At 36.5% G+C, this 13,244-nt stretch carries 12 protein-coding genes and 1 pseudogene; 9 read left to right on the forward strand and 4 right to left on the reverse strand.

Features of this window, described 5'->3' with window-relative positions; genetic code table 11:
• Positions 1-159 precede the first annotated feature (159 nt).
• The 9 genes and pseudogenes from G529_RS16325 to G529_RS0103545 all read left to right on the forward strand — a co-directional run bounded on the left by G529_RS16325 (position 160) and on the right by G529_RS0103545 (position 10,159).
• A complete protein-coding gene (locus G529_RS16325) occupies positions 160-1,275 on the forward strand; it encodes a restriction endonuclease subunit S (RefSeq protein WP_169513773.1) in 1,116 nt (371 codons plus the stop codon).
• A gap of 450 nt (positions 1,276-1,725) precedes the next feature.
• A pseudogene (locus G529_RS16830) lies at positions 1,726-2,277 on the forward strand (protein NO VEIN domain-containing protein); the annotation flags it as partial.
• Between the two features lie 50 nt (positions 2,278-2,327).
• Positions 2,328-2,489 (forward strand): hypothetical protein, encoded by a 162-nt coding sequence (locus G529_RS16835; RefSeq protein WP_422678721.1) that lies wholly within the window; start codon positions 2,328-2,330, stop codon positions 2,487-2,489.
• Between the two features lie 9 nt (positions 2,490-2,498).
• A complete protein-coding gene (locus G529_RS0103520) occupies positions 2,499-3,083 on the forward strand; it encodes a hypothetical protein (protein WP_026914228.1) in 585 nt (194 codons plus the stop codon).
• A gap of 12 nt (positions 3,084-3,095) precedes the next feature.
• Positions 3,096-4,109, forward strand: coding sequence for a hypothetical protein (locus tag G529_RS0103525; RefSeq protein WP_026914229.1), 1,014 nt, complete (start codon positions 3,096-3,098; stop codon positions 4,107-4,109).
• A 33-nt stretch (positions 4,110-4,142) separates the two neighbouring features.
• Entirely contained in the window at positions 4,143-5,984 is a 1,842-nt protein-coding gene (locus tag G529_RS0103530; protein WP_026914230.1) for a DUF262 domain-containing protein, read from the forward strand.
• A gap of 10 nt (positions 5,985-5,994) precedes the next feature.
• Positions 5,995-9,051, forward strand: a complete 3,057-nt coding sequence (locus G529_RS0103535; protein WP_026914231.1) for a type I restriction endonuclease subunit R — start codon at positions 5,995-5,997, stop codon at positions 9,049-9,051.
• A 9-nt stretch (positions 9,052-9,060) separates the two neighbouring features.
• Entirely contained in the window at positions 9,061-9,846 is a 786-nt protein-coding gene (locus G529_RS16095) for a response regulator transcription factor (protein WP_051201327.1), read from the forward strand.
• Positions 9,847-9,880: 34 nt separating this feature from the next.
• Positions 9,881-10,159 (forward strand): hypothetical protein, encoded by a 279-nt coding sequence (locus G529_RS0103545; protein WP_026914232.1) that lies wholly within the window; start codon positions 9,881-9,883, stop codon positions 10,157-10,159.
• 235 nt (positions 10,160-10,394) lie between these two features.
• On the opposite strand, the gene G529_RS0103550 is transcribed toward G529_RS0103545, so the two are convergent.
• From G529_RS0103550 to G529_RS0103565, 4 genes are read right to left on the reverse strand one after another with little or no spacing between them, the layout of a single operon-like run.
• On the reverse strand, positions 10,395-11,180 hold the full coding sequence (locus tag G529_RS0103550) for a hypothetical protein (protein ID WP_026914233.1): 786 nt from the start codon (positions 11,178-11,180) through the stop codon (positions 10,395-10,397).
• On the reverse strand, positions 11,137-11,586 hold the full coding sequence (locus G529_RS0103555; RefSeq protein ID WP_035695423.1) for a hypothetical protein: 450 nt from the start codon (positions 11,584-11,586) through the stop codon (positions 11,137-11,139). Before G529_RS0103555 ends, G529_RS0103550 begins: the two co-directional genes overlap by 44 nt.
• A gap of 40 nt (positions 11,587-11,626) precedes the next feature.
• On the reverse strand, positions 11,627-12,268 hold the full coding sequence (locus tag G529_RS0103560) for an EcsC family protein (RefSeq protein ID WP_035695424.1): 642 nt from the start codon (positions 12,266-12,268) through the stop codon (positions 11,627-11,629).
• A 20-nt stretch (positions 12,269-12,288) separates the two neighbouring features.
• Positions 12,289-13,068, reverse strand: a complete 780-nt coding sequence (locus G529_RS0103565) for an EcsC family protein (RefSeq protein ID WP_026914236.1) — start codon at positions 13,066-13,068, stop codon at positions 12,289-12,291.
• Positions 13,069-13,244: the final 176 nt, after the last annotated feature.

Here is a 13,244-nt window from a genome sequence, read left to right on the forward strand (position 1 = left end):
TATAAAGATTCGGGAGTGGAATGGTTAGGCGAAATTCCTGCACAATGGGAAGCGTTGTCAAATAAATTCATTTTTGAGTTGAAGAAGAATCAGGTAGGTAAAAGATCTTCTGAATATGACCTTCTATCTCTTACCTTAAAAGGAATTATCAAAAGGGATATGGAAAATCCAGAAGGTAAATTCCCTGCTGAGTTTGATACATATCAAGAGGTTAAAAATGGGGATTTTGTCTTTTGCTTATTTGATGTTGAAGAAACACCCAGAACTGTTGGTTTATCTCCTTTCGATGGAATGATAACCGGGGCTTATACGGTAATGCAGCCAAGAAATACCTTTAATAAATCATTTCTTTATTATTTCTATTTGAATCTTGATAGCAAAAAGAGAATGAGGCCCCTTTACAAAGGCTTACGAAATACGATTCCAAAAGATTCATTTTTCTCTTTTAAAACTTTTGTGCCTCCAATTAAAGAACAAACCGCCATCTCCAGTTTCCTTGATGGAAAATGCGGCAAGATCGATGCTGCCATCGAGCAAAAACAAAAATTGATCGAGCTTTTAAAAGAGCGCAAACAGATCATCATTCAGAATGCAGTTACCAAAGGCCTGGATCCGGATGTTAAAATGAAGGATTCAGGAGTGGAATGGATTGGGGAGATTCCGGAGCATTGGAAGGTTAAGAAAATTAAACATTTAGTCAAGAATTCGTTTAGTGGCGGTACGCCATCTACAGATAGGCTAGATTTTTGGAATGGAGGGATTCCATGGATTTCATCAGTTGATGTTAAATTGGAATACCTCGAAAATACAGCAAGGGAAATTTCTTTTAAAGGTCTCTCTAATTCGTCTGCAAAGTTAGCACCTGAAGGAGCGGTAGTTTTCGTTACCAGATCAGGAATTCTTCAGCACACATTTCCTATATCGATATTGCGAAGAGAGATGGCAATTAATCAGGACATAAAATGTTTGATTTTAAAGGAAATAATTCTTTCTGAATATTTCAAACAATTAGTAAAAGGGAATAACAGTAAAATTTTAGCGGAAGTCAGACAACAAGCGGCAACTGTAGAAAGTATTGATATGGAAGCCTTTTTTAATCTGCGTATCGCTGTTCCTCCAATAATTGAACAAGAGGAAGTCTTGGAATTAATCTATGGGACTTCTGAAAAAGTTGAAAAAGCTATTGAATTACAACAAAAGCAAATCGAAAAATTAAGGGAATATAAGAGCAGTTTAATAGACGCGGCGGTGACGGGGAAGATAAAGGTTAGTTAACCAAACAGTTATATGAATTACCAAATCATAGAGGATTACATCAGTCAGTATAAAAATCGCTTTCCAGAGATCAATCAGATGGAAATTTACAAATGGAAAGCGGTAAAACATTTTCAGGATCACTGGGATATAGAGGCAGATGATTTTGCGGGGATGCTCAAGGAAAGTCTGGATAAAACTAAAAACCTTCTAGGTTCCGGTAGTTACTATCCCAGAAGAATGGTTAAAACATTCGCCGAAAAAGATCCTGAAGAAGTTAGAAGACTTTTTAGAAACCTCTTCAATGAAGCGCTGGATCTCGAAACTAGATATGATAGTTTTAAGGCAGGTTTCGATAAACTTGCTTCTCAAATAGAAACTGATAAAGACAATCATTACCAGGATCACAGGGCTGCCATAGTGTATCTGGCTCTTAGATATCCGCAGGAATATTATCTATATAAATATAGAATGCTAAAGGATTTCTGTGAGCTGATTGATTATCCCTATGAAGCCAAAATAGGAGATTTTACTAATGTTCTTGAGTTCCAATCGATTTGTAGCCTAATTAAAGCCGAACTTTTACAGGATGATGAATTGTTGAATTTGCATCATAAAAGGTTATTGGATTCCGATCAATATTACCAGGATCCTTCATATAAGATTCTAACCCAGGATTTTATTTATGCCTGTGTGAATCATCTGGATCAGGCAGATCCTACAAAGAGTATTCCGGTAGAATATGATATTGAAGAGATTGAGGTTAATGATTATCTCGTAGGTAATTCAATTCCCAAATTAAATGGGAATGTTGTTGATTTTGAAAAAAAACAGAAAGCAAACAGCAGATTAGGAAAAGCCGGAGAACATTTTATCCTGGACCGTGAGCGAGAAAAGCTCCAAAATTTAGGTGTAAAAAGGATTAATAAGAAACTGGAACATTCTTCGGTGATAAAAGGAGACGGGATTGGTTATGATATAACTTCAAGGGACGATAATGGTAAAGAGATATTCATTGAGGTTAAGGCTACAATGGGAGATTTAAAACACCATTCTTTATTACGAGAAACGAATTGTATTGCAGTCAGCAACATCCTGAGAAATACAGACTATATAGACTTTATGATTTTGACGAGAAAGCTAAGAAAGGAAAAGTAAAGGTCTTTAAGGGAGATCTTTCTGGTTTATGTGTACAGCCGATGAATTATCAAATTACTTTAACCAATAAAAATTAACCAACCAATATGACCAAAGAAGAAGTTTTAATTGAAATGGATGAATGTCTGGACAGTGCCAGTGTTTCCGGTTTTGAAGAACTGGTAGAAAATCTACTAGAAATATATAGTGAAGAAGAAACCAGTCTGATAATTGCCCAGTATTTTATGGGGAAGTATTCAGCGTTCAAAGCTGATGCTCTGGCTACCTACTTAGAAGCTGCCATTCGTAAACAACCTACCTTGGCATTAATAAAGCATCCTGAAAATCCATTTTTCAAACTGGCAGTGATTAGAGGTTCAAAAGATTTGTATGATTGTTATATGGAAGAAGCTATATATCCTTATATGAAGTCAAAAAGTGAAAATGAGAGAACAGATTTTTACTATGAATTACTCTCCTTAGCAGAAAAGATGGACGAAATGATATTTCAGAATTATGAACCTCGCATAAAAGGTCTGCATTATAACGGAGCTATTCCTGCCCAGGAATCTCATCTTGTAAAGATCAATAAAGATGATTTTGGAGTAATAGAAGATGTAGTAGAACAGTATAACGGGATAATTGGAAGAAGGGAGATTTTGAAGGATTTAAATAGTAGAATTAATAACTAATAAATTTGAATAATGAGTTCAGTACACTACTTTCAAAGGTATTCCCAAAAAGAAAATGTAGTAACCAATAACACACTTTTGTTGTTTTCAAGATTGTACAATGCATCTCCAATTAAATTTAAGGTCCTTTTAAATGGTTTGTCCGAAGATGTAGATGTTAATGTGGGAGTAGATTTTGAGCAACAATTAAAAGCAAAAAATAGTATTCCAGATGGAATTATAAAACAGGAAAGCTTCAAAATTGCGATTGAAACGAAACTTACCCAGAATTTTGATTTAGATCAATTAGAGCAGCATTGTTCAACATTCAAGGATGAAACCATACAAGTGCTATTAGCATTGGGTCCAAAACTTCCTAAGAAGAAGGATAGAGAACTTGTTGAGGAAAAAATTAAGAATTACAATAAGCTTCAGGATACCAATATAAACTTCGCCGCCATTACCTTTAAGGAGATTATTAAAAAGTTTAGAGATATTATTGATGATTACGATTATGAACTTTTGGATATTATCGATGATTTTGAAGATTTCTGTATTTCATCACAAGTTATTTGGAATTCATCACACCGTATGCTGGCAGTAGCTTGCGGAGCTACATTAAAAGATAATTTTAAGAATAAAGTTTATTATAATCCTGCAGATAGAGGTTATTCATACTGTAGTCATTTAGGTATCTATAATCAAAAATCGGTTAGAGGAGTCGGTAAGATTGAGAATGTAATTACAGCCGATCTGAACGATAAAAATGAGCTTAATATAAAGGAATCAACGAAAGATGTAACCCCTGAGCAGAAACAGAATATTATTAATATGATCCATGATGCTAAGGAAAATCTGGGGTGGAACATTAGAAAGAACCAAAAATTCTTTTGCGTGGATAATTTTCACGAAACTGATTTTAAAAAGAAAAGTAAAAATGGTCTTTTCGGTAAGAAGTATTTTAACCTTGAAAAAGAATTAAAAAAGGATTCATTTAAGGACACGGCTGAAATTGCTGAACTACTTAAGAATATAACTTGGAGCTAATTAAGAATAGTTTAATAGAACCAAAATAAAGACATGAGTAAGATCGAAAATAAGATTGAAGCGTCTGACAAGAATATCAATGATCTTTTAAAAGACAAAAAGTTTTTTATAGATTATTTTCAGAGAGAATACCGATGGGAGGAAAAACATATGGTAACTCTGGTAGAAGATTTGACTTCCGCATTCCTAAAATCCTATGATCCGGCTCATAAAAGGTCTGAGGTGGCTAATTACCAAAGCTACTATCTTGGACCTGTTGTTTTTAGTATTTCAGAGGATGGGAAAAATTCAATTATTGATGGACAACAAAGAATAACATCAATCACCCTATTTTTAATTTATTTGAATAATCTCCAGAAAGAAAGAGAAAGTCAGGTACAAATTTCAAATCTTATCTTTTCAGAAAAGTATGGTGAAAAGTCATTTAATATGACAGATGAAGATAGGCAGGAGGTATTGAAAGCGCTCTACGAGAAGGGTGAATTTGATACAAATGGGGTAGAGGATGAAACCTCTATAAATATTTCAGAGAGATATCAGGACATTGATGCCGTTTTTCCCGAATCTCTATTAGATGAAGCATTGCCTTTTTTCATCGATTGGTTTATCGGCAATGTGGTCATTGTAAAAATAACCGCCTATTCAGATGAAAATGCTTATACGATATTCGAAACGATGAATGATAGGGGGATGAACCTCACGTCTACAGAAATGCTTAAAGGCTATGTATTATCCCGCATCAGGGACAAGAAAAGACGCAGTGAAATTAATGAACTATGGAAGGAAAAAATTCAACAGCTTCATGAATTTGAAGCCAATGCAGATTTGACTTTTTTCCAGGCTTGGTTCAGAGCCAAATATGCTTCGAGTATGCGTCCCACAAAGGCTGGTGCTGAAAATCAGGACTTTGAATTAATAGGGACCAGATTTCATAATTGGTTTAAAGACAACCATGAGGAATTATTTGATCTTAAATCTTCCGATGATTTCTACGATTTCTTCAAAAAAGAGTTTGTTTTCATGGCTAATTGGTACATGAGAAATTGGGAGTCAATGATAAAATTAAATGAAAAATGTCCTCACGTTTTTTACATTTCTCGTTGGGGTATTGCTCCATCTCTACAGGATGCTCTCTTACTTGCGACCATTAATCCGGGTGAACAGGAGGATGAATCCTACGAGAAAATAAATAGGGTAGCACGATTTATTGAAACTTATACAGTAAGGCGTGCTGTAAATTATAGAAAGTTTGGTGCATCAGCAATTAGGTATACTTTTTTCAATATCATTAAAGCTGTTAGAAATCAAGATCTTGAAAATCTGAATGGAATACTGTTAGAGGAAGTAAATTCTTTAGATGAGACTTTTTCAGCGATCCCTAATTTCTCGATGCATCAACAAAATAAACGATTTGTAAAACACCTTTTGAGCAGGATTTCCGCATTTGTAGATCAAGAGATGGGAAAACCTACGAATTACGTGTCGTATCATGAACCTACGGGAAAGAAATTTGAGATTGAACATTTGTGGAGTAATAAATTTGAAGATCATAAGGATGAATTTGAACAGGAACATGATTTTGTTCATTGGAGAAATTCGGTTGGGGCATTAGTGCTACTACCAAATGGAACAAACCAATCTTTTAGCAGCGACAAATATGAAGATAAGTTAGGGCACTATTTAAAGGAAAACACCTATGCGCAAACTCTACATCCTGATTTTTACAAAAAGAATCCAAACTTCTTTAATTCTTCTAAATTAGCCCAAGTACCTTTTCGACCTCATGAAGAACTGAAAAAAGATGATATTGCTGAAAGAGCCGAGACTGTTCAAAAGTTGTGCGAGACCATTTGGTCTCCGGAATATTATGTTTAAAATCTAACCTATGCCTAGCCAAACCAACGAGCAAGCCTTAGAAGCCGCTATCCAGGAAACGCTTTCCGGTACAACCATCGAAAAGATCAAAGAGCAGGATCCCAATGCAAATATTGCGGAGGAGTCTGAGCAATATCTTTCAGGGAATGGATATTACATTGGTGATCCAGATGATTTTGATGCAAAATATGCTATCGATAAAAGAAGGTTCTGGAGTTTTCTGGAAGAGACCCAGAATGAAGAATTGGAAAAACTTCAAAGGCATGGGGATTGGAAATTAAAGATCCTGGAGCGCCTGGACAGGATGATCAATAAGTATGGCGTGCTTCAGCTTCTTAAAAAAGGATTGGCGGTCGATGATGCTCATTTTACCTTATTTTACCAGTTACCGTTAGCTAGCAGCAGCGATCGTGTTAGAAAACTTTTTCAGAATAATCAGTTCAGTGCCACCCGGCAGTTAAGATATTCGGTAGAGAACCTTCGAGAGGAAATCGACATGGTTTTGTTTATAAATGGGCTGCCAATTATCACCGCGGAACTAAAGAACCACTGGACCGGGCAGAATGCAAAAGTACACGCGCAGAAGCAGTATAAGTACGATCGTGATGTACGTCAAACGCTGCTTAATTTCGGTAGATGCCTGGTGCATTTCGCAGTAGATACCGATGAGGTTTATATGACAACCAAACTTAACGGTGGCAATACCTACTTTTTACCTTTCAATAAAGGGAATGATAATGGGAAAGGAAATCCCGTAAATCCTGACGGGCATAAAACAGCTTATCTCTGGGAGGAGGTTTTAACGAGAAAAAGTCTTGCGAACCTCATACAGCATTTTGTCAGGCTGGATGGAAAAGCTAAGGATCCCTTGAATACCAGAACCCTGTTCTTTCCGCGATATCATCAGATGGATGTAGTCCGTGAGATTATAGATCATGCAGGGAAAAATGGAGTAGGGCAAACCTATCTCATTCAACATTCGGCAGGTTCCGGGAAATCGAATTCCATTACCTGGGCGGCCTTTCAACTTATTGAGACCTATCCGCAAATAGAAGGTGGTCACGGCAGTAAAGGAATGGAAAAACCTTTATTTGATTCTGTCATAGTCGTTACCGATAGGCGATTACTGGACAAGCAGATCAGGGAAAATATTAAAGATTTTTCCGAAGTTAAAAATATAGTGGCTCCTGCTTATTCTTCCCGGGAATTAAGGGAGAGCCTGGAGAGCGGAAAAAAGATTATCATTACTACCATCCAGAAGTTTCCATTCATTATTGAGGGAATTTCTGATCTTAGTGATAAGCGTTTTGCAGTGGTCATAGATGAAGCCCACAGTTCCCAAAGTGGGTCTGCTCACGATAAGATGAACCAGTCCATGGGTCAGCAGGCACAGGAAGAAGAGGAGGAAGATGTACAGGATAAGATCATCAAAGCCATGCAGGCGAGAAAGATGCGCGGAAATGCCTCTTATCTGGCTTTTACGGCAACGCCAAAGAATAATACTTTGGAAAAATTCGGGGTAAAACAAGAGGATGATTCCTTCAGGCCATTTCATTTGTATTCCATGAAACAAGCCATTGAAGAAGGCTTTATCCTGGATGTGCTGGCTAATTATACCACCTACAAAAGCTATTATGAGATAGAGAAATCTATAGAGGAAAACCCTTTATTCGATTCACAGAAAGCGCAGAAAAAATTAAAGGCTTATGTAGAGAGCCACCAGCAAACTATAGACACCAAAGCTGAGGTGATCCTGGATCATTTCATTCCTAATATCGTCAATAAGAAAAAGCTGAAGGGTAAAGCCAAGGCCATGGTGGTCACCCAAAGCATCGTTTCTGCCATTCGATATTACAAGGCTTTAAGCAGGATTTTGGAACAAAAAGGAAATCCATTCAAAATCCTGATCGCTTTTTCAGGTTCTAAAACTGTAGACGGAATTGAATATACCGAAGCCGATATGAACGGATTCGGAGAGAAGGATACTAAAGATAATTTCGATACCGATGAGTATAGAATCCTCGTGGTAGCCAATAAATACCTTACCGGTTTTGATCAGCCTAAACTTACTGCCAATTATGTGGACAAAAAGCTACAGGGAGTATTAGCCGTACAGGCGCTATCAAGATTAAACAGATCTGCAGATAAGCTCGGAAAGAAAACAGAAGATATTTTTATCCTGGATTTCTTTAACTCTACAGATGATATCAAGAATTCCTTTGATCCTTTCTACACAGCAACTTCTTTAAGCGGTGCCACAGATATTAATGTACTGCATGAGATCAAAGAAACTTTAGACGAAACAGGTGTCTACGAACAGGAAGAAGTGGAGCTTTTCTGTGAGAAATTCTTTATGAAAGAAGATGCTCAAAAATTGAGCCCCATCATTGACGCGGCTGCTCATCGTTTTAATACTGAACTGGAACTGGAAGATGAAGACAAAGCCGACTTTAAGATAAAAGCTAAGCAGTTCGTTAAGATCTATGGGCAAATGGCGGCGATCATGCCTTATGAAATGGTCACCTGGGAAAAACTATTCTGGTTCCTGAAATTTCTTATCCCGAAACTGATCGTAAAAGATAAGGATACAGATAATCTGGATGAATTGCTGGAGTCGGTAGATCTTTCCACCTATGGATTGGAACGAACTAAACTGAATGACTCCATTGGTCTGGATGCATCTGAGACAGATTTGGATCCACAAAATCCGAATCCGCGTGGGGCACATGGGGAAAAGGAAGAGGATATCCTTGAAAATATCATAAGGAACTTCAATGAAAGATGGTTCCAGGGATGGGAAGCCACGCCAGATGAACAGCGAACAAAATTTATACAATTAGGAAAACATGTCCAGGCACATCCTGATTTTCAAACGAAAGTAGCCGATAATGCCGATAAGCAAAACAGTGATCTGGCCTTAGAAAAGATCATTGACGAGGTAATGCGTAAACAACGTAAAAACGAACTGGATCTTTACAGATTATACGCCAAAGATGAAGGTTTCTACCAGGCCTTTTTTGATACAATGAAGAGGGTGGTTAGCGGAAGTAGACAGAAGCCGATATAAATTTTTAGTATGGAAATTTCTAATCATGAAATAAAGAAGGCACTTAAAATTAAGAATGCTGTCCAGTATTATCTTGATATGACTAAAGAGGTTAATATTAGATCAACAGATGTTTTTCCGTATTTGGTGAGAAAAGGCATTTTTGTTCAGGATAAAAATAATGGACTTTTCTTCAGAAGATTTCTGAAAAGGTTATATAAGGCTAATATGCTCAAATCGCTTATACCTCAATGCACATATGTACCTGGAATTAATGGTGAAATTTTCGGAGAATGGTATTTCAATATTAACTCTTCGAGATCTCCAACGAAAAATGCTGAATGTTCAGAAGCGAAGAATGATGAACCCATCATAATTACAATTGAAGATGCTAGAAAGACTTTGTATGATTTAATAGAGGGAAGAAATCCAGATACCGGAAAATTAATTGATAGACTTGAAGATCCGAATCTCTATAAAATTAGCCAATCACTGAAAATTTTCACCGAAATAGAGGATAATGTTGATGAATTTAAAAACAAGCCGGTTAAGGATATCCAAAGTAGATCTAATAGAGATAAAACCTTAAATTCTCTTCAGGTTGATCCAGAAGTTGAGAATAACCCTGTGTATTCAGTTGACGAGATTAGAAAATCTCATGAAAATGCATATAAACCATGGACATCAGAAGAGGAAACTCATTTAACCGAATTGTTTGAACAAGGTTTTACAATAAAAGAAATTGCCCGAAAAATGAAAAGACAGAATGGTGGGATAAAATCTAGACTAAGAAAGTTAGGGTTAAAGGTTAAATAATATTTTCTTATACATTTTTACAAACCTCATTTGAATGAGCCTAAACATTACGCTTCAACAAGGCGGCATGCGTGAATTCGAAAGAACTGGAATCTATCCTGAGTATTTACTTTTCAACCTGTCCGGCACTCGACAAAGCTGGAGAGTAAAAGTTAAGAAGAAACCTCAAAGAGGAGTTCTTAGAAGTAAAGGAGTGGTCGTTTACGAATATGAGTTTGATGGCTATTTTTGTAAATTTAGGGAAGTTTATAAAGTTGGGAGTTTTTCTAAATGGAAAGAACCAGAGTTTATGATTACAGAAATGCTAGACTGAAAATAGGAAATATTTTACTGGTCACTAATAATCAAAACCCGGTTTAGATTAGTATTAGCATGTCCAAAAAAGCTTTATTACACACTCCAAAGTGAATAGGCTCAGCATCAAATGGAAGATACTTTCTTACAGACCAGATACAAACAGACGAGGTATTCTACTAGACGGTTGTGAGAGGAGGTAATAAATAATCAAATTAAAAATGCCCGCTCTAGCGGGCATTTTCATAAGCAGTTTACTGTCCGGTGATTATGGGCATCAATTCTGACTTCAATTCTTCATATTCTTCTTCCTCTATAATACCCAGATCTAGCAACTCTTTCGATTCTTTCAGTTTAGCTATTGCTTCATCACGGGTTAGTGGTGCATTAGTGCTTTTAATCTCACCAGCCAAGACTGCTTTTTCATAATCTGTTACAGACATGTATTTGTTTATTCCAAAAGCTCGACCGTTCGGTTCGCCTAGCAAAATTTGAACTGCAAGAGGCTTTTTCTTACTTCCTTTGTGGAATAGCGAGATTTCAGAAATTAAAACTACTTCACCTTGCATGTTTTGCCCTGCATTTGAAGGGCCTTCTCCTCCTAGAGCATTCATAACGTTTCCAAAGCCTGCTGGTTTTCCCATAATGATATTGGAAAAGGAACTTGCGGTTTTTGATTTGGCTTTGGCTGCGCCAAAAGTACTGCCAGCACCAACGGCTGTTGTATTCGTTGTGCTTCCAGAAGGGGTTCCTATCATTAGGGTATCACCCACTTTCAATTCACTGCCATCCGCAGCGGTGTAAGTGGAAACGGTTGTGCGGTTTTTTATATTTCTAAAAAATTCTGAAGTCTGGGTCTCCTCAAATGTGATCGCTTCAAGGTGATTTTGACATACTACGTTTAGAGATGCCAATAGAAATAATGTGAGTAAAAATTGTTTCATTAAATAAAAATTTGGTTGATTATGCTTATTAATTTGATTTGTTAATTCAAATCTATTTAAATCTTTTTGATAATATTTCTTGGACTTTTTGATCAATACCTTTATCTGCAGCTATAGCGGCCTTTTTCGCAAGTTCTAAATCAATTTTGTGCTTGGTGGTATTTACCCTATTAGATAGCCAATCCTCCAATCTCATTTTTCCTTTTGACTGATTAATGCTACGCAAAGTAACTGCTACATTCTCAGAACAATTCACTACTTCTGCGATCTCAAAATTTGTCAATCGATCGCGATATGCCATGAACACGTATTCTGAAGAACGAATATGTTCATAATCATAGCGGTCGCCACCACGTAGAGTTTCCCCGGTGTAGCAATCGGTATAAAGTGCTCTCCCATCACCACCTCTTTCTAGAGCTTTCTGATGTAATTGAGCTTTCACTTTTGCAAAGAGTAAATCTATTTCATGTCGGTGGTAGGGGCGGGTTGGATCGGAATTCATTAGTTCTAGCAGAGAATAAACTTCAGATTAAAATAGTGTACTATTTAGCATTAATAAAGGTTCTTCTAGCAGTATTACCTATTAAGTTAGTTGTTACCCCATCAAATGTTCCACCTATCAAACCTCCGATAAGTGGTACAGCTTTACCCAAATTAATTGCGCCTCTTTGCCCAAACTTAGTTAAGAGCCTGAATCCAATTGCTTGATTTATTCTTGTAATAGTTTTACCAGAAATATTAGCAATCATTTTTTGAGATACTTTCTGACCCACTACAATTCCTATATCTTTTAGAATATCCTTTGCTGTATTTCCGGCCATACAGACATAAACCAATGACTTAACTCTATCATCTCTCAAATCATGCCCTCCCATATGAGCTATTGCGGCAATCATTCTAATTTGTACATAAATAACGCTTGCTAAATTTGCTGGTATAGCAACTGGCATCGTCAATAGTCCACCTAAACCGGTGACAAATCCACTTGTTGTCGCTTTGGTGTTTTGCCATCTTATGAGGGAATTACAATTTTCTACTTTTGTTTTTCCATTACCTTTATAACTTTCAGCCATTTCTTGAGCAGAATCGAAGCCGGGCATGCCATTAATAGCTTTTTCATAAGAATAGTCTAAAGCTTTCAAAATCATTCCTTGGTTTAACTTTGACTTAGTTTTTTGTTGCATAATTTTAAATTAGAAGTTTATTATAGTGATGCGTATTCTTTTTCGATGAATTCAGGCGAATATTTCTTTTCGAGTCTTTTCACAATAAAATGACCTCTGGCCATATCTTGAAAATGATCAATAAAGAGAAGATTTAAAGCTGCACCTGTAGCTGCTCCAATTACAGGAACAGCTTGTGCAGCAGCCTTTTCTGTAACTTGTATTCCAAATCTACTGGCAACAGTAGTAAAAAACTTAACTAGGGCCGGTGCTCCTTCTTTGGTTAATCCATTTTTCGCAATGTGCTCCGCAGCCATAGTCAGTTGTTGAGCAAGTAGGGCCCTAGTTATATAATAGCCACTTTCGGTACCATCGTCACTTTCAGATTTACCTCCTAAAGCTAAGACTTCGACACATGCAAGCTTTGTTTCTGCATTATCCAGATTTTGGTTTTCAGATCTTGCTATGTCTGCGATAGATCGCATCATAATTGTGGTTGAAACAGGTAATTCAACAGCTAAGCCTGCAAATCCAAAAAATCCACCTGCACCCCCAGATATTGCTACCGTTGCTTTATGCCAGATATTTGAGGATTTTTCACCTGGCTTATTTTTCATTGTAAATAATGCTGCATCGGTCGATTTAGTAATAGCTTTGTGAGTAAGTTCTACAATTTTACTATTCCAATTCTTCGGTAACAATTCAAATCCTTTTTCCAAAGGCATTCCAATGTAATTTGTGATTTTTGCTGCCAAACCTGGATTCTCAAGTAAATCTTTGGCTTTCTTTAAATCTGTTAGTTCAGGTTCTGTAAGTTTCATATTTTTAGAGTAGTTAATAAGTTTGAGAAAGCATTAAAACTTAGTATATGTTTTTAATGCTTTCTTTTATTTTTAGTAAAGATTTTCAGGTACAATTACTATGGATACCTGATATTATAAAAAGATAATTCAGGGAATAGTTATCCACGTAGTTCTATTCTTATATTATGGTGATG

Origin of the sequence: Christiangramia portivictoriae DSM 23547 (genome assembly GCF_000423045.1) — a bacterium.
In the GTDB taxonomy this organism is placed as follows: Bacteria; Bacteroidota; Bacteroidia; order Flavobacteriales; family Flavobacteriaceae; genus Christiangramia; species Christiangramia portivictoriae.

Bases quoted from the DNA above. Each gene is read 5' to 3' on its own strand.
- G529_RS16325 (WP_169513773.1), top strand. From the start codon at position 160: ATGGAAAATCCAGAAGGTAAATTCCCTGCTGAGTTTGATACATATCAA.
- G529_RS0103520 (WP_026914228.1), top strand. From the start codon at position 2,499: ATGACCAAAGAAGAAGTTTTAATTGAAATGGATGAATGTCTGGACAGT.
- G529_RS0103525 (WP_026914229.1), top strand. From the start codon at position 3,096: ATGAGTTCAGTACACTACTTTCAAAGGTATTCCCAAAAAGAAAATGTA.
- G529_RS0103530 (WP_026914230.1), top strand. From the start codon at position 4,143: ATGAGTAAGATCGAAAATAAGATTGAAGCGTCTGACAAGAATATCAAT.
- G529_RS0103535 (WP_026914231.1), top strand. From the start codon at position 5,995: ATGCCTAGCCAAACCAACGAGCAAGCCTTAGAAGCCGCTATCCAGGAA.
- G529_RS16095 (WP_051201327.1), top strand. From the start codon at position 9,061: ATGGAAATTTCTAATCATGAAATAAAGAAGGCACTTAAAATTAAGAAT.
- G529_RS0103545 (WP_026914232.1), top strand. From the start codon at position 9,881: ATGAGCCTAAACATTACGCTTCAACAAGGCGGCATGCGTGAATTCGAA.
- G529_RS0103555 (WP_035695423.1), bottom strand. From the start codon at position 11,586: ATGAATTCCGATCCAACCCGCCCCTACCACCGACATGAAATAGATTTA.
- G529_RS0103560 (WP_035695424.1), bottom strand. From the start codon at position 12,268: ATGCAACAAAAAACTAAGTCAAAGTTAAACCAAGGAATGATTTTGAAA.
- G529_RS0103565 (WP_026914236.1), bottom strand. From the start codon at position 13,068: ATGAAACTTACAGAACCTGAACTAACAGATTTAAAGAAAGCCAAAGAT.